Here is a 26,684-nt window from a genome sequence, read left to right as displayed (position 1 = left end):
GGACGCGGCCATGTGGCCGTTTCGGGAGAAATGGATGTTCAAGCGCCTGTCGCGATATACCCATGTGATTGCAGTCCTTGCCATCGGCCTTGCCGCTTCGCTCGTCGTCGCCGATGTTGCGGAAGCGCGCCGTGGCGGCGGCGGCTTCGGCAGCCGGGGAACGCGCACCTTCCAGGCGCCGCCGGCCACCCGCACCGCGCCCACAGACGCTGCGCCGATCAACCGGACGATGACGCCGCAGCAGCCGGCCAGCCCCTCGGCGACGCCGCAGGCGCAGCGTCCGGCCGCACCGCAGGCCCAGCGCCCCGGCTTCTTCAACGGTTTCGGCCGCTCGCTGATGGGCGGCCTGCTGCTCGGCGGCCTGTTCGGCATGCTGCTCGGCCAGGGCTTTGGCGGCATGGCGGGCTTCCTCGGCCTGTTGCTGCAGGTGGCGCTGATCGCCGGCGGCATCATGCTTCTCATGCGTTTCCTCGCCAATCGACGCTCGCCGATGCCGGCCGGCATGTCCGCGCGTCAGAGTGCTGCCGGCTCCGGCCGTCCGCCGGCCTTCGATATCCCGGCCATGGGCTCGGGTAGCGCCCGCCAGCCGGCGGCAGCGTCCGCAGCGCCGCCGGTGAGCGATATCGAGGTTGGCCAGACCGATCTCGACCGTTTCGAGGTGATGCTGCGCGAGGTGCAGACCGCCTATGCCAACGAGGACTACGCCCAGTTGCGCCGCCTGACGACACCGGAAGCCATGTCCTATCTGGCCGAGGAACTCAGCGACAACGCTACCAACGGCCTTCGCAACGTCGTTTCCGACGTCCGGCTGGTGCAGGGCGACATCGCCGAGGCCTGGCGCGAGGGCACGCAGGAATACGCCACTGTCGCGATGCGTTATTCCGGCATCGACGCCATGGTCGAGCGCACGAGCGGCCGTGTCGTTTCCGGCGACCTGACGCATCCGACCGAAACGGTGGAGGTCTGGACCTTCACCCGCCGGCCCGGAACCGACTGGCTGCTCTCTGCCATCCAGTCCACCTGACGGGAACTTTTCCGCCGGCGCGCCTGTTGAATGCTGCGGCAACGACAGCAGGAGGCAAGCGCCCGGCATGGAACTTTCCGGAAAAATCGCATTGGTCACCGGCGGCGGCTCCGGCATCGGCAAGGCAGCCGCCCTGGCATTGGCGAGGGCCGGCGCCGGCATCGCCGTCCTCAGCCGCACGCCGGACGAGATCGAGCGCACGGCGGCGGAGGTGGAAAAGCTCGGCGCCCCCGCACTCCCCTTGAGCGCCGATATTTCCGACGAGGCCGCCATGCGCGGCGCCTTCGATACCCTGCAAAAACGCTTTGGCCGACTCGACATCGTCGTTGCCAATGCCGGCATCAACGGTGTCTGGGCGCCGATCGACGATCTCAAGCCGCAGGAGTGGGACCGGACCATGGCGGTCAACCTGCGCGGAACCTATCTCACCCTGCATCTCGCCGTGCCCTTGCTGAAGCGACGGGGCGGCGCCATCGTCGTCGTCTCCTCGATCAACGGCACCCGCACCTTCACCACGCCCGGCGCCACTGCCTATTCCGCCACCAAGGCCGCACAGCTTGCCATGGTGCAGCAATTGTCGCTCGAGCTCGGCCGCCACAATGTCCGCATCAATGCCGTCTGCCCCGGCGAGATCGAGACCGAGATCGACGACAGCACCACCTTGCGTCGCGAGGCGGAGACGGAAGTTCCGGTCGTCTGGCCGAAGGGCGACATTCCGCTGACTCACGGCCAGGCCGGGCATGCGGCCGATGTCGCCGATGTCATCCGCTTCCTGGTCTCGGATGGCGCGCGACATATCACCGGCAGCCCCGTCTGGGTGGATGGCGGACAGGGCTTGTTACGGTAAACCGGGCGCGTCTTGCGCCTGTTCGGCGCCGGAGTGCGGGATCTGGCCATTGTCCGGCCCCGACGGGCCATGGCATGGTCCCGATCGCATCCTCAGGGAATGCGCATACTGAGTTATTTCAAGCCATTTATTTCATGCCGTGTCGGGCCGTGGCCGCGCAAGCGCCCGGCCCGTATTCGTCAGGCCTGTTCGGCATAGGCGTGCGCCTCGCCGACGATCCAGTCCACGAAGGCCGCGACGGAAGGATCCCTCGCCCGCGCCGCCGGCGTCACGACATAATAGGAACTCTGGCTTTTCACCCGATGTGGCACGGCAACGACGAGCTGGCCGGTTTCCAGCTCGGTGCGGATCAGGAATTCCGGCATCAGCGCCACGCCGAGGCCGGCGATGCAGGCCTGCGTCACCGTCGAGAACTGCTCGAACCACATGCCCTGCGCCGGGGGCGGCGCCTCGCCGGCGCTGGCGAACCAGTGTTCCCAGGCGCCGGGGCGCGAGCTCATGTGGAAGAGCGGCAGGCTGGCGAGATCGCGCGGGCTTTCCAGCGCATGCGCCTGCTTGAAGGCCGCCGCGCAGACCGGCACCACCGTCTCGGCCATCAGGAAGGTCGAGATCGCATCCGGCCAGTCCGCCTGGCCAATATGGATGGCGGCGTCGATGCCTTCCTTGCCGAAATCGAACCGGCCGATGCGAGTGGCGAAATTGAGGATGATTTCCGGGTGACGGGCGACGAAACCGGGAATGCGCGGCATCAGCCAGCGGGTGCCGAAGGTCGGCAGGATGGCGAGGTTGAGGCTGTTGCCGTGCCGGCGTGTCATGATATTCAGGGAAGCCATGCGCAGCATCTTCAGCGCCGTGCCGACGGTTTCGGAATAGCTGCGTCCCTCCGGCGTCAGAAAGACGCCGCGGCCGTTACGCTCGAACAGGCGCACGCCGAGCTGGTCCTCGAGCTGCGCCACCTGGCGGCTGACGGCGCTCTGGGTCAAGGAAAGCTCACTGGCGGCGGCGGAAAAGCTGCCAAGCCGCGCCACGCTTTCGAAGGCGGCGAGTGCGCTGGTGGAGGGCAGGAAACGGCGTTGCAAGACCATGGCCCCTATTCCTAAATGGAATAGCGGCATGAGTAAACAGAGGTTGCCGCGCCCGGGCGAAACCGTTATCCACGATGAAAAGTCATAGGAGGCGACAATGGCGGCACAATTTTCCTGGAGCGATCCCTTTCTGCTGGAGGACCAGCTCACCGACGAAGAACGGATGATCCGTGATAGCGCGGCGGCCTTCGCCAAGGAAGAACTGGCGCCGCGCGTCGAAGCCGCCTATCTCGATGAAAAGACCGATGCCGGCCTCTTCCGCCTAATGGGCCAGACCGGCCTGCTCGGCATCACCGCCCCGGCCGAATACGGCGCCGCCGGCGCCGGCTACGTGTCCTACGGCCTCGTCGCCCGCGAAGTCGAGCGCGTCGATTCCGGCTATCGCTCGATGATGAGCGTGCAGTCGTCGCTGGTCATCTATCCGATCCAGGCCTATGGCTCGGAAGAGCAGCGCCAGAAATACCTGCCGGGCCTGATCTCCGGCGAGCTGATCGGCTGTTTCGGCCTGACCGAGCCGGATGCCGGCTCCGATCCGGGCGGCATGAACACCCGCGCCGAAAAGATCGAGGGCGGCTATCGCCTGCGCGGCTCGAAGATGTGGATTTCCAACGCGCCGATCGCCGACGTCTTCGTCGTCTGGGCGAAATCGGCCGCCCATGACAACCAGATCCGCGGCTTCATCCTCGAAAAGGGCATGAAGGGCCTCTCTGCTCCGAAGATCGGCGGCAAGCTGTCGCTGCGCGCCTCGATCACCGGTGAAATCGTCATGGATGGCGTCGAAGTCGGTGAGGATGCGCTGCTGCCCAACGTCTCCGGCCTCAAGGGTCCGTTCGGCTGCCTCAACCGCGCCCGTTTCGGCATTTCCTGGGGCGTCATGGGGGCGGCCGAGGATTGCTGGCACCGCGCCCGCCAGTATGGCCTCGACCGCAAGCAGTTCGGCAAGCCGCTGGCCGGCATGCAACTCTACCAGAAGAAGCTTGCCGACATGCAGACGGAAATCGCGCTCGGTCTTCAGGCATCCTTGCGCGTCGGCCGCCTGATGGACGAGCACAAGTTCGCCCCGGAAATGATCTCGATCGTCAAGCGCAACAATTGCGGCAAGGCGCTGGATATCGCCCGCCAGGCCCGCGACATGCATGGCGGCAACGGCATCCAGATCGAATACCATGTCATGCGCCATTCGCAGAACCTGGAAACGGTCAACACCTATGAAGGCACGCATGACGTCCATGCGCTGATCCTCGGCCGCGCCCAGACTGGCCTGCAGGCCTTCTTCTGAGCCATCTCGCCATTCCGTGATGTTTCAAGGGCCGCCGAGGAGCGGCCCTTGTCATTTATCGCCGACGCAACTTGCATCCGCCGCCAAGACGCGGCACCTCTCATCCCCATGTTCACGCTTCGCGCCCCGGTTTCCGTCTCGCAGGAGATCAAGAAGAGCAAGTTTCTCGGCCATGCCGCCCCCGTCGCCTCAGAAGAGGAGGCGCGCGCCTTCCTGGCCGGCCATTCCGATCTCGCCGCCAATCACAATTGCTGGGCCTGGCGCATCGGGCAGGCCTATCGCTTCAGCGATGACGGCGAGCCGAAGGGCACGGCCGGCAAGCCGATGCTGCAGGCTATCGATGGACAGGGGCTGGATAACGTCGCCGTCGTCGTTACCCGCTGGTTCGGCGGCATCCTGCTCGGCAGTGGCGGGCTGATGCGCGCCTATGGCGGCACGGCGGCCGCCTGCCTGCGCGAGGGCGAAAGGGTCGAGGTCATCGCCTTGGCGACCGGAACGGTCACCTGCGCTTTTTCCGATCTGGCGCTGATGAAGGCGCGGCTCGCAGCGCTGCCGGGCACGGATATCGTCGCCGAGGATTTCTTCGATACGGGAGCGCGGCTGACCGTGCGTGTGCCGGCGCAGACGGTCGGCGCGCTCGAAACCCTGGTCACGGATATTTCACGCGGCAAGGCGCTCGTCGATTTCGACTGAGCGCCTTCTCTGTTCAAGCCTGTTGCGTTACATTTACTGCGCCGTTCCGTCCGGCGTGACCCGCTGCGTCGGTCCGCCCGTGCCGGATTCCGGCGTAGGGTCGCGGTCGACCGGGGCGGTCTGCTGCGTGCCGGCGGGAACGTTGTCGTCGAAGGTGCCGTTGCCGGTCGGCTGGTTCGGCACCGTGTTCGTTGCCGGCGCGGTGCCGGTGGTCGTCGTGGTCTGAGCAGCGTCTGGAGCATCGCGTTTGGCGCCTTCGCCCCAGATTTCCGCGCCGCCCCAGGCCAGGAAGGCGAGCAGGATGCCGCAGATGAGCACATAGAGCACCGGGCGCCCGAGCCGTCCCTGACGGGCTTCGCGCGGCGTCAGCGGCTCGGTGGTTTCCTTGCGGGCGGTTGAAACGACGTCGCCGCGTTCATCGACATATTGGGCCATGGCGTCACCTCCTGATGGCTTTTCCATCGTGCTGCCGGCGGCAGCCTCGATGGACCAACGGTCGATGGCCGCAAATGTTCCGATTTGAGCATTTCCTCGACATGCCCAATGCCGACCGAGGCGCAACCGCTCCGCAACGGCATTGGCCTCCGGCGCGTCCTGACGACGCGCCGGCAAGGTCGCGAGTTCGACGGGCCAGCCTTTCCCGGCGGTCACGCCGCCTTTTCGGCAAGCCGGTCCGTCACATAGGTTTTCAGGCCGGCGAAATCCGTCTTGCCGGACCCCAGCACCGGCACCTTGCCGTGCAGGATCTCGGAGGGCACGGCAAGTTCCGGAATGCCCTTGCTGCGCGCATGGGCCAGCAGTTCGCTGCGGTTCGCCCCGTCATTGTCTGTGACCAGCACCAGGCGTTCGCCCTTGCGCGGATCGCTGACGGCGACGACACCGACGGCGCTGCCCGGCCACAACTCGGCCGCCATGGCCTCGACGGCAGCCAGCGACACCATTTCGCCGCCGATCTTGGCGAAGCGCTTGGCGCGGCCGCGAATGGCGATGAAGCCGTCCGCATCGATGGTGACGATGTCGCCGGTGTCGTGCCAGCCATCGGCAGGAACGACCAGCACGCCCGGATTTTCCGCCAGCAGGTAACCGGCCATCACATTCGGCCCGCGAATGAACAGGCGACCACCCTCCTCGACGCCGGGCACCGGCTCCAGCCGCGCTTCCATGCCGGGCATCATCTTGCCGACCGTGCCGGGCCGGTTGTACATCGGCGTATTCAGCGCGATGACCGGGGCCGCCTCGGTGACGCCATAGCCTTCGAGGATGCGGATGCCGAATTTTTCCATGTAGGTTTCGCGGGTCGAGCGCTTCACGGGCTCCGCACCGGCGAAGCAATAACGGATCGAGCGGAAGTCGTAAGGATGCGCGACGCGCGCATAGCCTGCGAGGAACGTATCGGTGCCGAAGATGATCGTCGCATTGCTGGAATAGATCGCCTCCGGAATGAGACGATAATGCAATGGCGACGGATAGAGATAGACCGGCACGCCGCTTGCCAGAGGCAGGATGGTGCCGGCCGTCAGGCCGAAGGAATGGAACAGCGGCAGTACGTTGAACAGCTTGTCGCCACTGTGGAAATCGACGCGCGCCTCCGCCTGCGAGACATTGGCGAGGATGTTGGCATGGGTCAGCACCACGCCTTTCGGCGTGCCTTCCGAGCCGGAGGTGAACAGGATCACCGCCCGGTCGCCGGCCTTGCGGGCGACCAGCGGGCGCCTGCGCAGGAGGAGACCGGCGATCTTGTTCCAGGCGGAGACGGTTTCGCGCAGGTCGTCGAGATAGACAATGCGCAAGCCAGAGGCCGCCAGACCGTCGACGACCGGTTCAAGGCGGGCTTGCGTGATGAAGGCGCGCGAGGTCAGGATGGTGCGCACCTGCGCCGCGGCGCAGGCGGCCTTGAGGTTGGAAAGACCGGCGGTAAAGTTCATCATCGCCGGCACCTTGCCGGCCGACATGAGGCCGAGCAGGGAGACGACCGTGCCATTGGCGTTCGGCAGCAGCAAGCCGAGCGCATCCTCTGCCGGGAACATCGCCTTGAACTTGCCGGCCAGCACGCGCGCGCCGGTCAGCATGCGGCCATAGCTGAGCCCTCCGCTCAACGGATCCTCGATTGCCGCGCGGCCCATGCCGATATCGCGGGCGGTGGCGACGATTTCCTGCAGAACCGTACCGGTGCGGCCGCTGGTCTTGAAGACGAGATCGGACATGATGCGATAGAGCCCGGCTGCGGCGGCCTGCCGCCGCTTGCGGCCCTTCAGTTCTTGATCGACAGACAGGCGTACCGGCTCGGCGATGGTGACCACCACCTTGGGGAAAAGCTGCTTGCGGATCTGCGACGAGGACAGGCGCGACATGATCGAGCGTTCGAGACCATCGATCTTGATGGGCACGACCATCGAGCCGGTGCGGTCGGCGACCATGGCGGCGCCGTCATAGACCTTCATCAGGCTGCCGGTGACCGTCAGGCGTCCCTCGGGGAAGATGACCAGCGGTTCGCCGCCCTCGACGCAGCGGATCAGCGAGCGCGTCGCCATCGGCTTGGTGGGATCGAGCGGGAAGGCGTTGACAATCTTGAGGAGGGGCTTCACCCACCAGCGCCGCGCGATATCGGTGTTGATGGCGAAGACCGGCTGGCGCATGCCGCGGCTGTCGGTCAGCGCCATGGCGAGCGGCGCATCGAGGAAGGAGACGTGATTCAGCGCCAGGATCGGCGTGGCACCCGCCTTGGCAAGGTTTTCCATGCCATGCACTTCGAGGCGGAAGAAGGCGCGCATCAGGATCGAGATGAAATCGCGCAAGGGGCTTGTCGGCAACACCCTGAACATCATAATGGCGGCCAGGATCGAGGCGACGCCGAGGCCGATGGCGATGACGGCGAGCGAAGCGCCGGCCGCCTGCAACAGCGCGACGGCCAGGCCGCCGACGGTCATGAACACGGCGTTCAGCACATTGTTGGCGGCAACCGCGCGGGCACGCTTTTCCGGCTGCGCCCAGGCCTGCAGGGCGGCGAAGCTCGGCACGATCAGGAAGGCGGCGCTGATGGCGGCGAGCGCCAGGTCGACGGCGACATGGATGGCGCCCGGCTGGGCGAAAAAGGCGCGCAGGCCGTCAACCTCGACGGTGGCGACCGGGGTGCGGGCAATCAGCAGGCCGAGATCGATGGCGACAAGGCCCGCGAGAACGGTGCCGACCACGGCATGCAGCAGCACGATACGGCCGGCCGACAACCAGGCGGCGATCGAGGAACCGAGGGCGATCGCGATCGCGAACACGGTCAGATAGGCGGTGATGATGATCTCGCCTCCACCGAGGCTCTTGACCAGCGGCGGCAGGATCGACAGCATGATCGCGCCCATCAGCCAGAACCAGGAAACCATCAGCGATGTCACCAGCATCCGCCGCTCGCCGCAGATCTCGCGGGTCAGGCGCATGGTGGAGCGCAGGATATTGGCGTCGATGGTCAGACCCGGTGCGGCCGGCCCGGTGCGCGGAATGAGGCAGCTCGCACCCCAGGCGATGGCGGCAAAGCCGACGACCAGCGGGCCGAAGACAGCCGGGTGATCGCCGCCGCCGGCAAAGGAAATGCCGGCGAAGATCGTGCCGGTGAGGATGGCGATGAAGGTCGCACCCTCGATCCAGGCATTGGCGGCCGGAAGTTCGGCGCTGGAAAGCTGTTCCGGCAGGATGGCATATTTGATCGGCCCGAAGAGCGCCGAGCCGACGCCGAAGAGGAACAGCGCCGCCATCATGCCCTCGATGGAATGGAAGGCGATGGCGGCGACCGCCAGCATGGCCGCGGCGATCTCACCGAGCTTCAGCCAGCGGGCGACGACGGCCTTGTCGAAACGGTCGGCAAGCTCGCCGCCAAGCGCGGAGAGCAGAAGGAAGGGCGCCATGAAAATAGCGCCGGCCAGCGTTACCAGCGACGCCGCCTCGTCCGCGCTCAGCTTGGCGAGGATAAGAAAGACAAGCGTGTTCTTCAGGAAATTATCGTTGAAAGCGGCGAAGAATTGCGTCCAGAACAGCGGCGCGAAGCGCCGGCACAGCATGAGCGGCTTTTCCGCGAAAGTATCGGCCATGGTTTCCTCCTCCGGCAGCGCGTTCCCCGCCGGCGGCTCAAAAATGAGCTTGAACGCTGTTCAGTTTAAGCTAGAGTAATTTTGATCACTGTTCAATCTCTTTTTTGAGCACTGCTCAAAATTAAATTTTCGGAGCATGAATGCCTATTTCCCCCGAACAGAAAGAGGAGCTGACGCAACGGATCCTCGAAGTCACCGAGCGGCAGATCGCCGAAAACGGGCTGGCGGCGGTTTCGACGCGCTCGATCGCCCGCGAGGCCGGGTGCTCCGGCGGCTCGATCTATACGCGCTTTTCCGATTTTGACGATCTGGTGCTGGCGGTCAATTCGCGGGCGCTCGCGCGTTTCGGCGCGGTGCTGGATAGGCTGGCGGCGGAGGCGGGCAATCTTTCCATCGAGGACCGCCTGATTGCCATGGCCTTCGCTTATCTGGATTTTGCGCTGAGCGAACGCAATAGCTGGAGCGCGCTGTTCGAGCACCGGCTTGCCGATGGCGATACCCTGCCCGACTGGCATCGGCGGGATCACCTGCGGCTGTTTGCCTATATCGAGGCTCCGCTGCTTGAATTTGATCCCGAACTCACCGAAGAACAGGCCGGCCAGCTCGCCCGCACGCTCTATTCGGCCGTCCACGGTATCGTCTCGGTCAGCATCGAGGACCGGCTGGGGCGGGTCGAGACCGAGGTGCTGCGCCGCCAGATCGCCGTCGTCCTCCAGGGTATCGCCGCCGGCTGGCGGCAGGTTCCGCCCTCGCGCCTGCTGGCGCGCTGAACCGAATGGCCCACTTCGGCGTTTTCCGCGGAAAGGCAAGGCCCGGCCTCGCCGCCACGCAGGGAGAACGCCGCGACCATGGACCAGATCATCGCTGACCTCTACCACGAGACCCAGACCCCCTACCCCGTCATCTTCGCCCGGCTTTCGGCCGCCATCCTGCTCGGCGGGCTGATCGGCTGGGAACGCGAGGTGCATGACCGGCCAGCGGGCCTGCGCACCCATATCCTCGTCTGCATGGCGGCGACGCTGTTTGCGATCATCTCCATCGAAAGCGTGCATATGGCCGGTTTTTCCGATCCGCAGGTCCGCATCGACCCCCTGCGGGTCATCGAGGCGGTCACCGCCGGCGTCGCCTTCCTGGCAGCGGGCACGATCATCCATTCCCGCGGGCGGGTCAACGGGTTGACGACCGGCGCCGGCATGTGGATGGCTGGCGGCATCGGCCTGGCACTCGGTTTCGGCCACTGGTTCATTGCCCTGTTTGCCACCTTCGCCTGCCTGATCGTATTGCTTCTGCTCGCCCGCATGCAGATCGCAACCGCCAGCAAAGACAAGCCCTCTGCCAAGAACCCCTGAAAATGAAAGGTCCGCGCCGGCTTGTTTGCCGGCGCGGACCGAAATGACACGTAGCCGCAAGGCTCCTGAAAGCTCAGCCGGGCGAGGTCCGCCGGCAGTTTCCTGCCCGCCCGCTGAACGCTCGAAGCGACGGCGAACGGGTAGTCCGCTCCGAAACTTCACGCATCGTATCAAACCTCTCCGATCCATTGGATGTCGGAGCGTGACGCCATAGAACGTCTGCCCGTCGCAATGGTTCCGAAAAATTTGTCCGGATGGCAAAAATTTCGGCTCGACGATGTCAGCCCATGCGCTCCGAGGCATAGGAGCCGGGGCTGGCCGGGAAGACGACGGTGCGGTTGCCATTGATGAAGGTGCGGTAGTGGATATGCGCATGCACGGCGCGCGCCAGAACCTGGCTTTCGACATCGCGGCCAATCGACACGTAATCCTCCGGCGATTGCGCATGGGTGATGCGCGCCACATCCTGCTCGATGATCGGGCCTTCGTCGAGATCGGCGGTGACGTAATGCGCCGTCGCGCCGATCAGTTTTACACCACGCTCGAAGGCCTGCTTGTAGGGATTGGCGCCCTTGAAGCTCGGCAGGAAGGAGTGATGGATGTTGATGACCCGGCCCGACATCTTCTGGCAGACGGCATCCGACAGCACCTGCATGTAGCGGGCGAGCACGATGAGTTCGGCGCCCGATTGCTCGACCACTTCCATCAGCCGCGCCTCGGCCTGCGGCTTGTTTTCCTTGGTCACCTTGATGTGGTGGAAGGGGATGTCGTGGTTGACGATCACCTTCTGGTAATCGAAATGGTTGGAGACGACGCCGACGATGTCGATCGGCAGCGCCCCGATCTTCCAGCGGTAGAGCAGGTCGTTGAGGCAATGGCCGAAGCGCGACACCATCAGCAGCACCTTCATGCGATGGGCGCCGTCATGGATCTCGGCATTCATGTCGAAGCGTTTCTTCACCGCTTCGAAGCCATCCTTCAGCGCCGCCAGCGACACGCCTTCCTGGCTTTCGAAAGTCAGGCGCATGAAGAACAGGCCGGTTTCCAGATCGTCGAACTGCGACGAGTCGGAGATATAGCAGCCCTGCTCGGCCAGGTAGCCGGTGATCGCCGCGACGATGCCGCGTGTCGATTTGCAGGAGACGGTCAATACGTAATTGGTCATCATTCGTCCTTTCGCGACAGCCTCTCGCTCCGGCTGTCCAGTTGCAGTTTTCGAAGAGGTCGTCCTGCCCGAACCTTTCGGGTCCACGCGAAGCCGCTTCGTGTCGTCGCTGGAATTGCGCTGGCCCTTGGCATCCGGCCCCTTGCGATCTCTCCTCGTCGTCATTCGATCCACCCTTCGCAACGGGGCGCCCGCCACCGACTTCCGCCAAGAATAATCAAGACTGTCGCGAAAGCTGTTCCGGTTGCGTCCTCCGCTAAGCGATTCTACGCAAGCCTTATGCCCTGGATGGTCGCGCGACAAGCATGACCCTGCGCCGCGCCCGCACGATTCGCGATCTTCCATTTGTCGTTCGGTAACCACACCGCAACTTGGGGATAGCTTCCGCGCGCGCAATACACGCCATCTTAAGGGCTGGGCGGTTTTCTGGAACCGTGGCCGCGATCTGCGGATGCGCGGTTTCGATTTACAACCTTGGCCCACGGGTGCGCGACGACCGAACGACGGATAGAGACACGATGACGATCATGGCCCAGTTTCCCCGACACCTGCCGAAAGACGAAGAGACGGAACGGCCGCGCGCGGCGGCACAGCCTGTAACCTTCTCGGGAACCGTGGGACTGTTCATGCCGGCCCACCCTGCGCTCGCCGCCACACGGCTGGCCGCGTTGTTCGTCAGCCCCTGGGGTTTCGAGGAGCTGTGCCTGCGCAAGACCTGGCGCATCCTCGCCGAAAAGCTTTCCGACGCCGGCATCGCCAGCCTGCGTTTCGACCATGCCAATACCGGCGACGCCCTCGATCATGAGACGCCGACGCTGGCGCTATGGCGCGACACCATGATCGACGCCGCCGCCGAGCTGAAGCGGCTTTCCGGCGCCGATGGCGTCATCCTCATCGGGCAGGGCCTTGGCGCAGCGCTCGCCGCTGAAGTCGCCGGCCATATCGACGGGGTATGCGGCTATGCGGCGCTGGCGCCGGTCGTGTCCGGCCGGGCGCATCTGCGCGAGCTCGCCCTGTGGTCGAAAATGACAGAGGATCGCACCGATCTCGAACCGGGCGGCGATCCCGTCTCCGGCGGCTCGATGTTGGCCAGGAGCCTGTCGGAGGATATCCGTGCCATCAACCTATCCAGGACGATGGCGCTGCCGGCGCGCGACTGCCTCGTCGCCGCCCGCGCCGATCGTCCCGGCGATGCCGATCTGGCAAACCGGCTGACCGAACTTGGCGGTGACGTCGTGACCGTCACCTACGAGGGATACGACCGGCTCGTCGGCAACCTCATCTTTTCCAGGCCGCCGCTGACGCTGATCGAAACCATCGTCACCTGGGTGAAAGGGATCGAGGCCGGCCGGCCGCATCTGCAACCGTTTCCGGTTTCCCCGCCCGCGGCGGCGACACCGCTGGCCGGACCCGGCTTCATCGAGACGCCGCTGCGTTTCGGCGACAATGACCGGCTCTATGGTATCCTCTGCGAACCGGCCGACAGCGACGTCAAGGGCGCGATGGTGCTGATGCCGACGACCGCCTATGAGCGCCTGTCCGGCTGGGGCCGCATCGCCACCAGCACCGCCCGCGATCTCGCGTCGGCCGGCATTCCTTCCTTCCGCTTCGATGCCGCCAGTGCCGGCGACAGCCCACCCCTGCCCGGCGCGCCGGAGCAGATCGTCTATTCCGAAGCGCAAGGCCAGGATGCGGAAGCGGCCATCAATTTCCTGGCCCGGAGGCGGCCGGGGCCGATCGTGATTGCCGGTCGCTGCAGCGGAGGTTACCTCGCCTTCCATACAGCGGCGCGCGACAAGCGCATCCGCGCCATCCTCGCCACGAACCCCTACGTCTTCTATTGGGACGGCAGCCAGTCGCTGGAAGAGCTGATGCATTTCATGCCGCAGCAACTCAGCCAATACGGCGTCAAGGCGTTCCGCTTCGGCACCTGGAAACGCATCCTCAACGGCGAGATCAATGTCAAATATGCCGTCATCAACATTTCCCGAGCGATCCAGCGCCGCATGCTCGCCGCCGCAGCCCCGATCCTGAAGGCGATCCCTGCCCTGGCGCGCGAACATCGCGCGGTGCATGGCGCCTTCCGGGCGCTGGAGGAGCGCGGCGTGCCCTTCTCGCTGATCTACAGCGAGGGCGATATCGGGCTGGATTATTTCAAGCTGCATTTCGGCCCGAACGGCGAGAAGCTGAAACGCTACGCCAATGTCCGCCATCAGATCGTTGCCGGCGCCGACCACAACCTGTCGACGGACGCCGCCCGCGATCTTTTCCTGCGCGAAATCACCGCCATGGCGCTGGAACATAAATAGCGCTTACAGCCGGACGATCCTTTTGCCGCCGAGCTGGCCGATCTCGCCGGAGGGGAGTGCTGCCGGATCGGTATCGCCAAGCGGCATCAGCCGGAGCGAGCGGACGCGCCCGGGCGCCAAATGGAACCAGTCGTCACCGGGCAGATAGCCGTCGATGGCGACATGCACCGACTGGGCAAAGCGGTCGGCAGACAGATCGAGCCGCCAGCCGGCCTCGTCTCGGGTCAGCGAAGCCTCGATTGTTGCATCGTGCAGGGCTGCCATTCGTCCCTGCGGGAAGTGAAATGCCTCGGCGATAAGCACCCCTTGCGCATCCGTCAGGCTGGCGACGGTGACGTCATGCGCGGGCGGGCCGAAACGATAGGCATAGGTCGTGTCGAAGAAAGCGCCGAACAGATCCGTCGCCGCGATCTTCTGGGCGCTGCGCCCCTCCAGCCGCAGATCTCTACTTCCGCGCACCACCGGCTGCGTGCCGCTGCGCAGGCAGGCGATGTCGAGGCGGAGCTCCACCTGGTCGGCCCGTTCGTTGACGAGATGGATATCGAGGCCGTTCGTGCCTTCGTCGGTCAGCAGCAATTGCAACGGGCGGAAGGCGCGCTTCAGCGCAAACCATGCGGGCTTGGGCGCGCCGGTGGCGTCGATCACGCCCCAGCCGGGGCCGGGCAGCAGATCCTGCAATGTCCAGACCAGCGCCCCATGGCAGGAGGAACCCGTCCGTCTCCATTCGGCGAAGGTCGCCTCCATCACCTCACCGGTGACGGCGCGGGAAAAATCGAGATAGCGGGCGGGGTCTTCACGGCGCAGCCGCACTGGGTCGACGCCATAGAGCAGATGCAGGTAATGCTCGCGGATATCCTCGAAATCCCAGGACGCGGCATTGTCGCGCGGCACCCGCGCCTTCCACAGCGGATGATGCACCGGCGGCACGGGGAGATGGCGGTCGAGCGCTTCCTGTCGCGGCACGTTGGCGAAAGCGAGGCATTCGGCGGCGAAGCGGATATCGGCGCGGCGGGCGTCCTCCAATGAGCGGCAATAGGCACCGACGCCGTAATAATGGGCGATGCCGGCGTTCGGCTGAAACGGCAGGGCGCCGCCATCGGGCGAATTGGCGACATATGGCACATCGGGCCGAAGAGCGGCGGCAATGCCGGGCAGGATCTCGTCGGTCAGCGGCCCGGTCCAGAAACGTTCGGGCAAACCCATCATCGCCGCCTGCTGGTGGATTTCGCTGCCGCCACACAGCACGGCCAGCGATGGTGCGCCCTGCAACCGGCCCAGCAATTGCGACGCCTCCGTCTCCACATGGGCACGGAACGCCGCATCCTTCACCGGATAATCGAAATTGGCGAACATGAAATCCTGCCAGACCAGCAGGCCCATTTCGTCGCAGAGATCGAAAAAGGCGCGCGTCTCATAGACCATTGTGCCGCCGATGCGGATCATGTTCATGCCCGCCTCCACGGCCAGTGCCAGCAAAGGCCGATAGCTTTCCCGCTCGCCGGAAAGGCGAACAACATCGGCGCTGGTCCACACCGCTCCACGGCAGAACACGGGAACGCCGTTCACCGACAGCGAAAAATCGCTGCCATCCGCACCATGATCGATGGCGATGCGACGGAAACCGGTGCGCCCGAGCGTTTTCGCAACGCCATCAACGGTGAGCGAAATATCGTGCAGAATCGGCGCGCCATGGCTGTGCGGCCACCACGGGGCGATGCCGGGAAGATCGAGCTGCGCATGCCAGCGCCCTTCCCCGTCGCGCTGCATGGCGGCGTGTTGCCCGGCGCATCCGAGCATAGGAGCCGCCGGCTCGCCGTCGATGCGCAGGGAAACGGAGAGAAATCCGACGCCATCCTGCGACAGAGTCGAGCGGATCTGCAGGTCGTCGATCCGCCCCTCGACCTTCGGAAGCAGCCGGATCGGCCGCCATGGGCCGACAGCCTGCACGGAAGGACACCAGCCGGGCATATGGCCGAGCAGCGTGGTACGTTGCAGGCGGAGACCTTGCATATCCATCATCTGCGGACGCCAGCGCGCCCTCGGGCCGGCTGCTTCAAGAAACGGCGTCAAGGCCCGGAAATGAATCGCCAATCGCTCGCCGCCGAAGAGTTGCACCTCGACATCATGGGCCTCGAACATGCTTTCGCAGGACAGGATCGCGGCGTCATCAAGATAGACATCGGCAACCGTCGCCAACCCCTCGAAACGCAGGGTAAAAGCGCCCTGTTCGGTCACGGGAAAATCCAGAAAATACCAGGCGTCGCGATCCTGCAACGGGATTGGCGCTGCGCGGTCGAAACGACCGGCGGTTTCCAGCGCGCCGGCGACCGTGCCGGGGACAGTGGCGGGCAGAAAGCCGTCCAGACGGGCGGCGTCTGCGGGGGTCGCGCATTGGCCGGCCGGTGTGAGGACCATCCGCCAGCCATCGTCAAGCCTGTCATTGTCCTGTGCCGTCATCGTCGCCCCCGGATTCGTCACTCCGGTTTTAATGTGACGGGCAGGATCAGTGCAAGGATGTCAGCCGATCTTACGGCCGAGCCCATCCAGCAGCCGGTCCCAGGCTTCGATGGCCGGGTCGAGTGCGGCGGCCAGCGTATCGAACTTGCGGCGCGTCACGGCGCGGGCAAGCTGGAACTGCACCGACTTGGCGACCTCGGAAATTTTTCGCGCTGCTTCCGCCTCATCGGCAAAACCGCCGTCCATCCAGTCGAGATGGCTGCCGAGCAGTTCGAAATTGGCGCCGAACTGGCGCAGCGTGTTGAAGGCATATTTGTGAAAGAAGCCGAAAGGACGCTCGGCCACCATCGCCACCTGCGCCGGGAAGACAGCGGCAAAGGCACGCAGCGGATTATCCTCCGGCCGGCGGCCGTAGTGGAAGGCCAGTAATTCTCCCGCGACCTTGCGCTGATGGGCTTCTTCCGGTGGAGAGGCCGGGAATTTGGCGAATTCGGTATAAGGCAGGAAGGGCGGCGCACCTTGAGGCGCATCCACCTGGAACAACCCGTCGAAATCCGCGCCCTCCAGCCGGAAGAAACCGCCATTGTGAAAATAATCGAGGCGGCCAGCAGCGCTGTCCAGGCGGTTGATCGCCACCGTCGTCTTGCCATGCTCCTGGCCATAGGCGACGCCGCGCGTATCCGGCATGAAGAAGCTGTCCATCTCCAGGAGGCATAACCGGCCGCGCCCGATCTGCTCGGCGACATGGCCGCGCACATCGTCGAAGATCGCCAGCTCGGTGACGCGAATGCCGTAGAGACGTTCGAGATCCTCCAGCGGCACCTTGAAGAAAGTGAACTGGTCGCCCTCGAAATCCTGGGTCAGGGTAAAGCCCAGCATCGCCTCGGGTGCCGCGCCGAAAGCGGAGAGCACCTCGATCCACAGATCGACGTAACAATTCGTCTCCGGCCACATCCGCTCCGCCGCATGCAGCGCATGCGGCGTATAGGCCTGCGGGTCGAGCCCTGGAAAGATCGCGTCAGGCATGGCCGGCATCAGCCCCACAATGCCGTGCGGACATGCTCAGGCCACTGCTTGACGTCGAGGCCGTGATGGGCAAACAGCGCCAGCGCGATGCGTTCCAGCCCGAAGCCGACGCAGGCGGTGTGGGCGACGGAGCCGTCTTCCAGCGCCAGTTCCCATTTCGCGCCAAAAGCGTCCTGATGGTAGTTGAAGCTCATGCAGGCGGTCGGTTTGGCCGAGGAGGTCACCGGGATGAGCAGCTCGAACTTCAGGTTCTGGTCACGCTGGTTGTTGGCGAGCATCCGGCCGGCGCGCCCGAAGAACGGGTCGTTGGCGACATCGATCTCGACATCGAGCCCGACGAGTTCCATCATCTTCAGGCCGCGATCCATCCAGCTCTGACGGAAGTCGGTGACATGCTCCTGCGTGCCGACGCAGACATATTCGCGCATGCGGAACAGTTGCTGGCGGGCCGGATCCTTGGAGGGTTCATGGCGGAAGCAATAGGATTGCAGGTCGTAAAGCGCGCCGGTTTGCGCCACCTTGCCGCGCCGGGCAATCGTCGGATAGAGCGGATAGCAGGCCGCCGGCGTCAGCACGATATCGGTCGCCTTCTGCCCCTCAGTCCAGTCGCCGTCCTCGTCCATGCATTTCAGCAGGCTGATGTGATCCAGCTCGCAGCCGCAGAAAGAATGAACAGTACCGGCCAGTTGCGGGAAACTCTTCATGTAGCCGCTCTTCTCGAAGAAGGCGCGGTTCATGCCGGGCGGAAAGCGGATCGCCTCCGCGCCGTCCGCGCCGCCGAAGCGGTCGATCAGCCGCTCGAAGCCGGCGATGACATCCTCGAACTGCCCGCTGCGACCGTAGAGGCCGTCAACGCCGGTTTCGATGAGCAGACCGGCATCGAAAAGCCGGTCGAGAAGCGATACCTGCATATCCATGATGTTCACCCCAGGAGACTGTTGTCGAGTTTATGGACGAGCAGCATCGAGGCGACGTTGCTCAGGATACGGTCGTTGGAAATCATCAGCTGCGCCGAATGGACGTCACGCAGGTGCCGGCCGAGGCTGAAGGGCGTGCCGTTCTTGTAGCCCATGATGCCGCAGATCAGCATGGCATGGTTGACGATGGCAAGAATGGTCTCCGACGAGCAGAGCTTGACGTTGTTCATCACCACCGAGAAGCCCATCGACGACAGGCGCTCGGGATCGGCCTTCGCCTCCTCATAGGCCTTCAGGCCGGCGACGATATTGGAGCGCACGGTCTGCAGCATGGTCGATACCTCCGCCAGCCTCAGCGCTCCCGGCGGTGTCGTACCGGGCGTCTTGCGAGCCGCCGCGCGGACAAAGGCTTGCGCCCGCGCCACGGCATCCGCCGCGATACCGTACCAGACGCCGCTCCACAGAAGATGCGAGGCGGCGAGCATCGATTGGGCCGCAATTTCCGCGAACGGTTTCGGGAAAATCTGCTCCGCCGGCGCTACGCCGCGAAACAGGAAACCGTCCGAGCAGGTGCCGCGCATGCCGAGCGTATCCCAGACATGGGTTTTTTCGAGCGTATACTGGTCCTTGAGGAAAACGGTCATTACCTGGTCGGTCGAGACCGCATCCGCATGGGCGCGCGAGGTGATCAGGATGGCATCGGCATGATCGCCATAGGAAATGACGGTCGCATCCTTTTCCAGCCGGCAAATGCCATCGGCCACCTCGACGGCGCAGATGGAGTTTCGCAGGTTTCCACCAATACCGCCTTCGGTGGTCGCGGACCCGAGCAGAAGCTGTTCGGCGGCGATACGGCGCATGAATTGCGTGTGCCAGGGGCTCTCCAACCCATGTTCCACCAGGCTCGACAGCTTGATATGGTGCATGGCGAAAACCATGGCGCTGGCGGCGCAGGCCTGGCCGAGGATCGAGCAGACTTCGGCGATCTCTGCAAAACCCGCCCCTTCGCCCCCGAGAGAAACGGGGATCTGGATGCCGAGCAGGCGCTCGGCGATCATGGCGTCCACCGCTTCGCGCGGGAAGCAGGCCTTCGCATCGACCGCGTCGGCCTGTCTGGCGGCGACGGCCGCGACCCGCCTGGCGCGGGTCTCCAGACTTGTGTCGGGGATGACTACGGCGACGTTCATCACGCAGCCTCGCGGTCTGTCAACAGCCGGACACAGCCCTCGATCGCCGCGATACTGGCGAAGGAGCGGCGATTGAGCATGGTATCGGGGAACTCGACATCGAAGGCCTCTTCGATGCCCAGCATGACCTGAACCGATGCGAAGGAGGAAAGTCCCGCCGTATACAGATCGGAATCGTCCTGCAACTGGTCGACGGATACCGGCAGGTTACCGAACTTCACCAGCAAACCGCGAATCGTCTCGTTCATCTCGACATATCCTCCTAAACCCGTCCGGGGTGCGGCCCTTCGCACCGTGTAGTTGATGATGGGAACGGATTTAGAGGAAAAAGCGTAAGATTCGTCTAAGGAGCGTAGTTAAGCAACGATTTGGAAAATGCCTAAAATTCTAGCGGCGGTTGTCTGCCGCGACCGGAAGGCTTGGTTTTGCATGAAAAAAACTGCACAGCCATTTGAAATAAAGAGATTTTTCAGGCATTAAACATGCGCCGGAATGTGGCCGGCCCGCGTTTCCTGCTCCAAATCGGATGATTGGGATTGTACCAAATTGACTTGCAGCGTCAGTCCGCCGCAGGCGGATAGACGTGTTTGCCGCCACGATAGTCGGAAACGGCATAACAGCCGCCCTCGGTCTGTTGCGCCGAAGAGAGATTGAGCGGCGCCTTCCCGTGGCCGCCGGGAATATCGAGAATATAGGTCGGCTGGCAGAGGCCGGAAATCGTGCCGCGCAGGCTGGCAACGATCGCCTGACCCTCTTCGATCGACAGGCGGAAATGCCCGGTCCCGGGCGCAAGATCCGGGTGATGCAGATAATAGGGCTTGACCCGTGTCTCGACGAAGGCGCGCATCAGTTGCCCAAGCACTGCGGGATCGTCGTTGACACCCTTCAGCAGAACCGTCTGGCTGACCATGGCGATGCCGGTATCGACCAGCCGGGCGCAGGCGGCACGCGCGTCCTCGGTCATCTCGCGCGGATGGTTGGCATGCAGCGCCACATAGGTCACCTTGCCGCTTTCGCGGATGGCGGCGATGAGATCGGCGTCGATCCTGTCAGGCTGCACCACCGGCACGCGCGTATGGAAACGGACGATCTTCACATGCGGGATTGCCGCCAGTCCGCGCATGATCGCCGCCAGCCGGCGCGGAGACAGGATCAGCGGATCGCCGCCGGTGAGGATCACCTCCCAGATCTGCGGGTTTGCGGCGATATAGGCCAGCGCCACCTCCAGCTTTTCGGCCGAAAGCGTACCCTCGCCGTTCGGCCCGACCATTTCGCGGCGGAAGCAGAAACGGCAATAGACCGGACAGACATGCACCGCCTTCAATAGCACCCGATCCGGATAACGATGCACGATGCCCTCGACCGGACTATGCGCATGATCGCCGATCGGGTCGGCCAGTTCTTCCGGGCTGGTGCGCAATTCGGCGGGATCGGGAATGAACTGCCGGGCAATCGGATCGTCCGCTCCGCCCTCCATCAGCGTCAGCATCGGCGGGGTGATCGCCATGGCATACCGCGCCGTCACCGCCTCTATGCCATCGGCATTCTCCGGCGCGACAAGACCGTATTCGGTCAATTCGGCCGCCGTTGTGATCGCGCGTACCGCCGTCATGCGCCGTAGTCCGCGACGGGCGCCCATAGCACCTGGTCGATACGCGCCGCCCCCACCGCCAGCATGACCAGTCGGTCGAAGCCGAGGGCTGCGCCGCTCGCCTCCGGCATGATCGCCAGCGCGGCCAGCAATTCCTCGTCCAGCGGATAGGTTTCACCGTAGATGCGCGCCTTCTCCGCCATCTCGATCTCGAAACGGCGGCGCTGTTCGACGGGATTGGTGAGTTCGCCGAAGGCATTGGCGAGTTCGACGCCGCACGCATAGGCCTCGAAACGCTCCGCCACGCGGCCGTCGTGCGCCGAAGGCCGCGCCAGCGCCGCTTCGCTGACGGGATATTCGTCGAGGATCGTCAGTCGTTCGATGCCCAGATGCGGCTCGACCTTCTCGACGATGACGCGCGAGAACAGGTCGGCCCAGCCATCGTCTTCTGCGACCCGCATGCCCGCCTGTTTCAAGCCCGCCGCCAAACCGTCCCGGTCGCTCTCGCCATCCGCCGTGACGGTTCTCAGCAGATCGATGCCGGCGAAGCGTTCGAACGCCTCGGCGACGCCGAGCCGCCAGGGCTCGGCGAACGGATCCATCGTCTGGCCGCGAAAGGCGAATTTTTTCGCGCCGGCCGTTTCCGCCGCCAGCGCCACCAGCCCGGCACAGTCGCGCATCAGCGTCTCGTACCCCTCGCCCACCCGATACCATTCCAGCATGGTGAATTCGGGATGGTGCAGCGGGCCGCGCTCGCGGTTACGATAGACATGGGAGAAGCAGGCGATGCGTTCTTCGCCGGCGGCCAGCAGTTTCTTGCAGGCGAATTCCGGCGAGGTATGCAGGTAGAGCGGCGTCGCGCTGCCATCCGTGGCGATGCCGCTGGTGGCGAAGGCATGGAGATGCGCCTCGTTGCCGGGCGAGACCTGCAGCGCCGGCGTATCCACTTCGACGAAATCGCGCGCCGCGAAATGGGCGCCGAAAGCGGCACGGATGCGGTTGCGGCCGAGCAGAAAGCCGCGTCTGTCCCTGTGGACTTCGGGTGTCCACCAAGGCGAAGGCTTCGGGGTCGAGGCTGTCATATCAAAGGTTTCTTCTGGCCCAACAGACGGAAAGGCTGGCTATTTCCGCCAATTTGCGGTAGTTGCGCGGCAGAATTCCAAAAGCGGCGTCCCGCGGCACGGTTTTGCCAGTCCTGTACGACGCCCGGAGCACAGATACAAGGAAGTCTTATGGTCAAAATCATCGCCTCTTCCGTCCGCAAGGGCAATGTCCTCGACGTCGACGGCAAGCTTTACGTCGTTCTCACCGCCCAGAACTTCCATCCGGGCAAGGGCACGCCGGTCACCCAGGTCGACATGCGCCGCATCGTCGACGGCGTGAAGGTTTCCGAGCGCTGGCGGACGACGGAACAGGTGGAGCGCGCCTTCGTGGAAGACCGCCCCTACCAGTTCCTCTATGAGGACGGCGAAGGCTTCCACTTCATGAACCCGGAAAACTACGATCAGGTCGCCGTCGATGCCGACACGGTCGGCGATGCCAAGCCCTACCTGCAGGAAGGCATGACTGTCACGCTGTCGATCCATGAAGGCGTCGCGCTCGCCATCGAGCTGCCGCGCCATGTGATCCTCGAGATCGCCGAGACCGAACCGGTCGTCAAGGGCCAGACCGCCTCGTCTTCCTACAAGCCGGCCATCCTCTCCAACGGCGTGCGCACCGCGGTTCCGCCGCATGTCAGCGCCGGCACCCGCGTCGTCATCATGACCGAGGACAATTCCTACGTCGAACGCGCCAAGGATTGATCCTTCCTTCGACCCGACCTTCAAATGCCTGCGAGGTTACGCGTCGCAGGCATTTTTATTTTTGCAGATCAGGCAACAAAAAACCCGCGACGTTTCCGCCGCGGGTTTTTCATCGATACTTGGCAGTCGATTACTCGATGCCGCCGAGGCAGAGATATTTCAGCTCGGTGTAATCTTCCAGACCATATTTCGAGCCTTCGCGGCCCTGGCCGGATTGCTTGATGCCGCCGAAGGGGGCGACTTCGGTGGAGATCAGGCCGGTATTGATGCCGACCATGCCGTATTCGAGCTGTTCGGCAACTCGGAAGATCTTGGCCACGTCCTTCGAATAGAAATAGGAGGCGAGACCGAATTCCGTGTCGTTGGCCATTTCCACGACCTGCTCTTCGGTTTCGAAACGGAAGAGGGGGGCGACGGGGCCAAACGTTTCCTCGCGGGCGACCATCATATCGGAGGTGACGCCCGTCAAAATCGTCGGCTCGTAGAACAGGCCGCCAAGCTGATGGCGCTTGCCGCCGGCCGCCACCTTGGCGCCCTTGGACTGCGCGTCGGCAACGTGTTCCTCGACCTTCTTCAGGGCGTTTTCGTCGATCAGCGGACCGGCGGTAACGCCCTCGCCCATGCCGTCGCCGACCTTCATCTTGCCGACGCGGGCCGCGAGCTTTTCGGCAAACGCGTCATAGACGCCGGCCTGAACATAGATGCGGTTGGCGCAGACGCAGGTCTGGCCATTGTTGCGATACTTCGACACCATCGCGCCTTCGACCGCCGCATCGAGATCGGCATCGTCGAAGACGATGAAGGGCGCATTGCCGCCGAGTTCGAGGCCGAGCTTCAGGATCTGTTCCGCGCCCTGGCGCATCAGGATCTTGCCGACATTGGTGGAGCCGGTGAAGGTCAGCTTGCGGATCTTGTCGTTGGTGCACATTTCCTGGCCGACCATCGCCGATTCCGTCGAGGTGAAGACGGAGAAGACGCCTGCGGGAACGCCGGCGCGTTCGGCCAGAAGCGCCAGCGCCAGCGCCGAGAGCGGCGTCTGGGCTGCGGGCTTGGAGACCATGGTGCAGCCGGCTGCAAGCGCCGGAGCCATCTTGCGGGCCAACATGGCGTTCGGGAAGTTCCACGGCGTGATCGCGCCGACGACACCCACCGGCTGGCGGATGACGAGAATGCGCTTGTCCGCCTGGTGGCCGGGGATGGTATCGCCATAGACGCGCTTGGCTTCCTCGCCGAACCACTCGACATAGGACGCGCCATAGAGGATCTCGCCGCGGGCTTCAGCCCAGGGCTTGCCCATTTCGACGGTCAGGATCGTCGCGAGATCGTCGGCATTGGCGACCATGAGGTCATAGAGCTTGCGCAGGATGACGGCGCGTTCCTTGGCGGTCTTCTTCGCCCAGGCCTTCTGCGCGGTATGGGCGGCGTCGATCGCCTTCTTCAGCTCGGCCTGGCCGAGATTGGGCAAGACGGCGATGACATCGCCGTTTGCAGGATTGGTGACGTTGAAGGTCTTGCCGCTGGCCGAGGCTGACAGCCATTCACCGGCCAGCAGCGCCTTGTCGACGGCCAGCGACGGATCCTTCAGCTTCGAGGAGAGAGTTTCGGAAATGCTCATCGTTACTTTGCCTCCGCCGCGCATTCGCGCATTGCCGCTTCCATGATCTCAAGGCCTTCCTGGAAGACTTCGTCCTGGACGGTGATCGGTGCAAGGAAACGAATGACGTTGGCGTAGACGCCGCAGGTTAGCAAGATGAGACCCTTTTCCAAGGCCTTAAGACGCACAGCGTTGGCGAAATCGGCGTTGGGCTTGTCGGTGCCCGGAACGTTGAACTCGACGGCGATCATGAAGCCGGGGCCGCGAATATCGGCGATCTGCGGGACGGCTTCGCGCAACGATTCCAAACGCTGCTTCAGGCGGCCGCCGAGTTGGCTGGCGCGGTCGCAAAGCTGCTCTTCCTCGATGACGTCGAGAACCGCATGGGCCGCGGCAACGCCGATCGGGCTACCGGCATAGGTGCCGCCGAGGCCGCCGGGGCCGGGCGCATCCATGATTTCGGCGCGGCCGGTGACGGCCGAAAGCGGGAAGCCGCCGGCAAGGCCCTTGGCCATGGTCGTCAGGTCGGCGACGACATCGTGATGCTCCATGGCGAACAGCTTGCCGGTACGGGCAAAGCCGGTCTGCACTTCGTCGGCGATCAGCATGATGCCATGCGTATCGCAGATCTGGCGCAACGCCTTCATCAGCGCGCGCGGCACTTCATAGAAGCCGCCTTCGCCCTGGACCGGTTCGATGATGATCGCGGCGACGCGCTTGGGATCGACATCGGCCTTGAACAGCTTGTCGAGAACGTCGAGCGTCATCTCGACGGTGATGCCGTGAACGTCGACCGGGAAAGGAACGTGGAAGACGTCGTTCATCATCGCGCCGAAGCCGACCTTGTAGGGAACGACCTTACCGGTCAGCGTCATGCCCATGAAGGTACGGCCGTGGAAGGCGCCGGTGAAGGCGACGACGGCCGAGCGGCCGGTGGCGGCGCGGGCGATCTTGATGGCGTTTTCAACGGCTTCGGCGCCGGTGGTCGCAAAGATCGTCTTCTTGTCGAAATTGCCGGGAACGATCTTGTTCAGGCGCTCGGCGAGGGCAACATAGTTCTCATAAGGCACGACCTGATGGCAGGTATGGGTGAAGCGGTCGATCTGGTTCTTGACGGCCTCGATCACCTTCGGGTGGCGGTGGCCGGTGTTGACAACGGCGATGCCGGCGGCGAAGTCGATATAACGACGTCCCTCGACATCCCAGATTTCCGAATTCTCGGCGCGTTCGGCATAGACCTGCGTGGTCATGCCAACGCCGCGCGAAATGGCCTCGTTCTTGCGAACAGAAATATCAGCGTTCTTCATCTCGTTACCCTCGGTTGTCCTCCGGAGCCTCCGCGAATGGACGGCATCCAAGCATTTCCGGGGTTGAGGTATGAACCCAATCCCGAAGCTTGGCAACGCCCGGACGCCGTTTCCCAGAAAATTTCTTGCAGAATTACTGCAAAATTCCTTGACGCCCGGCTATCCCTCCAATGCTTTCAACAAGGGCTGAATCGAGAAGCGTCCTTTTTCCGCCTTGGCCGTCAATTCACGCAGATAGCCGCCCGGCGAGCGGATCTCTTCGCCGCGCTGCAGGATCGCCGCAACGACGATCGAAGCGCCGGTGTCACCCATCGCGGCCACCGCCTTTCGCCAGGCATCCGGCGAGACGCCGAGGATGGACCGTACCAATTCCGCCGTCTTTTTCGCGTCTTGCCAGGAGCGCAGCGGCGCAAGGGCATAGGCGGAAAGGTCGGGGCAGAGGGCAAGCAGGCGCTCCAACGGGATTTTGACATCCAGATCCGCCCGGATGCGGGGAGAGGAGGCGCGGCGCGGCTGCTGCTTTTCTGGATCACTGCCGTAATTATCAATATGGGAATCTGTATTTGAATTTGATATATGCCGCTCAAATTCAGCGTCATTGGCGCTCATTTCCTGTACAGAGAGACTTTTCAGGTATGTCCTCTCCACCTCCGCACGTAGGGCTGCGAGCCCGTCACGGCGTCGGCAGAGCGATTCGACATCAGCGGCGCGGGAAATCCGGCCCGAAAGCGCGGCGAGTTGCGCCGAGAGGCCGATCCAGTCCCCTCCCCGCTCTTCCGCCAGGGCGGCGTCGACGATCTTGGCGATGTCGCGCAGATGCAGGGTGATTTCCATGCGCAGCGCCTGGACCGCCTTGGTGCGGGCGCGAGCCTGCTCGGCCTTCTCATAGATATCGCCGGCCAGCAGCGCGAGCGGCGCCAGGTCGAAACCGAAGGCGGCCTCGACGCTGCCCTGCTCGTCGCGGCGGCAGAAGCGT

General features: G+C 64.1%; 22 protein-coding genes. 8 read left to right on the top strand and 14 right to left on the bottom strand.

The features are described from left to right. Nucleotides 1-34: 34 nt before the first annotated feature. Together P7F60_RS22420 and P7F60_RS22415 are read left to right on the top strand one after the other, a co-directional pair. The gene (locus P7F60_RS22420) at nt 35-1,024 is read left to right on the top strand and encodes a Tim44 domain-containing protein (protein WP_277919909.1); all 990 of its coding nucleotides are present in this window, start codon (nt 35-37) and stop codon (nt 1,022-1,024) included. 67 nt (nt 1,025-1,091) lie between these two features. Next, nucleotides 1,092-1,871, top strand: a complete 780-nt coding sequence (locus P7F60_RS22415; protein WP_277919908.1) for an SDR family NAD(P)-dependent oxidoreductase — start codon at nt 1,092-1,094, stop codon at nt 1,869-1,871. Nucleotides 1,872-2,050: 179 nt separating this feature from the next. Here the strand turns inward: P7F60_RS22415 and P7F60_RS22410 are convergent, their stop codons facing one another. Then, nucleotides 2,051-2,956 (bottom strand): LysR family transcriptional regulator, encoded by a 906-nt coding sequence (locus tag P7F60_RS22410; protein WP_277919907.1) that lies wholly within the window; start codon nt 2,954-2,956, stop codon nt 2,051-2,053. Between the two features lie 97 nt (nt 2,957-3,053). On the opposite strand from P7F60_RS22410, the gene P7F60_RS22405 reads away from it, so the two are divergent. Beyond that, the gene (locus P7F60_RS22405) at nt 3,054-4,235 is read left to right on the top strand and encodes an acyl-CoA dehydrogenase (RefSeq protein ID WP_277919906.1); all 1,182 of its coding nucleotides are present in this window, start codon (nt 3,054-3,056) and stop codon (nt 4,233-4,235) included. A 108-nt stretch (nt 4,236-4,343) separates the two neighbouring features. After that, nucleotides 4,344-4,928 (top strand): YigZ family protein, encoded by a 585-nt coding sequence (locus P7F60_RS22400; protein WP_277919945.1) that lies wholly within the window; start codon nt 4,344-4,346, stop codon nt 4,926-4,928. A 33-nt stretch (nt 4,929-4,961) separates the two neighbouring features. On the opposite strand, the gene P7F60_RS22395 is transcribed toward P7F60_RS22400, so the two are convergent. Together P7F60_RS22395 and P7F60_RS22390 are read right to left on the bottom strand one after the other, a co-directional pair. Further along, the gene (locus P7F60_RS22395) at nt 4,962-5,363 is read right to left on the bottom strand and encodes a hypothetical protein (RefSeq protein WP_277919905.1); all 402 of its coding nucleotides are present in this window, start codon (nt 5,361-5,363) and stop codon (nt 4,962-4,964) included. 212 nt (nt 5,364-5,575) lie between these two features. Next, complete coding sequence (locus tag P7F60_RS22390; protein WP_277919904.1) at nt 5,576-9,004, bottom strand: acyl-[ACP]--phospholipid O-acyltransferase; 3,429 nt, start codon at nt 9,002-9,004, stop codon at nt 5,576-5,578. A 140-nt stretch (nt 9,005-9,144) separates the two neighbouring features. On the opposite strand from P7F60_RS22390, the gene P7F60_RS22385 reads away from it, so the two are divergent. Both P7F60_RS22385 and P7F60_RS22380 read left to right on the top strand, forming a co-directional pair. Continuing rightward, on the top strand, nt 9,145-9,774 hold the full coding sequence (locus P7F60_RS22385) for a TetR/AcrR family transcriptional regulator (protein WP_277919903.1): 630 nt from the start codon (nt 9,145-9,147) through the stop codon (nt 9,772-9,774). 78 nt (nt 9,775-9,852) lie between these two features. Continuing rightward, nucleotides 9,853-10,353 (top strand): MgtC/SapB family protein, encoded by a 501-nt coding sequence (locus P7F60_RS22380; RefSeq protein WP_277919902.1) that lies wholly within the window; start codon nt 9,853-9,855, stop codon nt 10,351-10,353. A 280-nt stretch (nt 10,354-10,633) separates the two neighbouring features. On the opposite strand, the gene purU is transcribed toward P7F60_RS22380, so the two are convergent. Next, a complete protein-coding gene (gene purU / locus P7F60_RS22375) occupies nt 10,634-11,518 on the bottom strand; it encodes a formyltetrahydrofolate deformylase (RefSeq protein ID WP_277919944.1) in 885 nt (294 codons plus the stop codon). 518 nt (nt 11,519-12,036) lie between these two features. On the opposite strand from purU, the gene P7F60_RS22370 reads away from it, so the two are divergent. Further along, nucleotides 12,037-13,827 (top strand): alpha/beta hydrolase, encoded by a 1,791-nt coding sequence (locus tag P7F60_RS22370; protein ID WP_277919901.1) that lies wholly within the window; start codon nt 12,037-12,039, stop codon nt 13,825-13,827. 3 nt (nt 13,828-13,830) lie between these two features. Here P7F60_RS22370 and P7F60_RS22365 read toward each other — a convergent pair whose 3' ends face one another. The 7 genes from P7F60_RS22365 to epmA form a co-directional block, all read right to left on the bottom strand. After that, a complete protein-coding gene (locus P7F60_RS22365; protein WP_277919900.1) occupies nt 13,831-16,284 on the bottom strand; it encodes a glycoside hydrolase family 2 protein in 2,454 nt (817 codons plus the stop codon). A gap of 60 nt (nt 16,285-16,344) precedes the next feature. Continuing rightward, nucleotides 16,345-17,310, bottom strand: a complete 966-nt coding sequence (locus P7F60_RS22360) for a DUF1839 family protein (RefSeq protein WP_277919899.1) — start codon at nt 17,308-17,310, stop codon at nt 16,345-16,347. A gap of 8 nt (nt 17,311-17,318) precedes the next feature. Next, nucleotides 17,319-18,227 carry an amino acid--[acyl-carrier-protein] ligase gene (locus P7F60_RS22355; protein ID WP_277919898.1) on the bottom strand — a complete coding sequence of 303 codons (909 nt, stop codon included), beginning with the start codon at nt 18,225-18,227 and terminating at the stop codon, nt 17,319-17,321. 5 nt (nt 18,228-18,232) lie between these two features. Beyond that, nucleotides 18,233-19,414: an acyl-CoA dehydrogenase family protein gene (locus P7F60_RS22350; protein WP_277919897.1), complete on the bottom strand. Its 1,182-nt coding sequence runs from the start codon at nt 19,412-19,414 to the stop codon at nt 18,233-18,235. After that, a complete protein-coding gene (locus P7F60_RS22345; protein WP_277919896.1) occupies nt 19,414-19,662 on the bottom strand; it encodes an acyl carrier protein in 249 nt (82 codons plus the stop codon). The genes P7F60_RS22350 and P7F60_RS22345 overlap by 1 nt, the downstream gene beginning before the upstream one ends. 311 nt (nt 19,663-19,973) lie before the next feature. Further along, complete coding sequence (locus tag P7F60_RS22340; protein ID WP_277919895.1) at nt 19,974-21,026, bottom strand: lysine-2,3-aminomutase-like protein; 1,053 nt, start codon at nt 21,024-21,026, stop codon at nt 19,974-19,976. Then, entirely contained in the window at nt 21,023-22,087 is a 1,065-nt protein-coding gene (gene epmA, locus P7F60_RS22335; RefSeq protein ID WP_277919894.1) for an EF-P lysine aminoacylase EpmA, read from the bottom strand. The genes P7F60_RS22340 and epmA overlap by 4 nt, the downstream gene beginning before the upstream one ends. 150 nt (nt 22,088-22,237) lie before the next feature. On the opposite strand from epmA, the gene efp reads away from it, so the two are divergent. Then, nucleotides 22,238-22,807: an elongation factor P gene (gene efp / locus P7F60_RS22330; protein WP_277919893.1), complete on the top strand. Its 570-nt coding sequence runs from the start codon at nt 22,238-22,240 to the stop codon at nt 22,805-22,807. A gap of 130 nt (nt 22,808-22,937) precedes the next feature. On the opposite strand, the gene P7F60_RS22325 is transcribed toward efp, so the two are convergent. The 3 genes from P7F60_RS22325 to repC form a co-directional block, all read right to left on the bottom strand. After that, on the bottom strand, nt 22,938-24,422 hold the full coding sequence (locus tag P7F60_RS22325; RefSeq protein ID WP_277919892.1) for an NAD-dependent succinate-semialdehyde dehydrogenase: 1,485 nt from the start codon (nt 24,420-24,422) through the stop codon (nt 22,938-22,940). 2 nt (nt 24,423-24,424) lie between these two features. Then, nucleotides 24,425-25,708 (bottom strand): 4-aminobutyrate--2-oxoglutarate transaminase, encoded by a 1,284-nt coding sequence (locus P7F60_RS22320; RefSeq protein WP_277919891.1) that lies wholly within the window; start codon nt 25,706-25,708, stop codon nt 24,425-24,427. Nucleotides 25,709-25,867: 159 nt separating this feature from the next. Continuing rightward, nucleotides 25,868-26,684 (bottom strand): plasmid replication protein RepC (repC, locus tag P7F60_RS22315; protein ID WP_277919890.1); only part of this gene is annotated, 817 nt, incomplete at its 5' end.

Origin of the sequence: Rhizobium sp. YJ-22 (assembly GCF_029601685.1) — a bacterium.
In the GTDB taxonomy this organism is placed as follows: Bacteria; Pseudomonadota; Alphaproteobacteria; order Rhizobiales; family Rhizobiaceae; genus Metarhizobium.
This window is presented reverse-complemented; position numbering and strand designations above follow the sequence as displayed.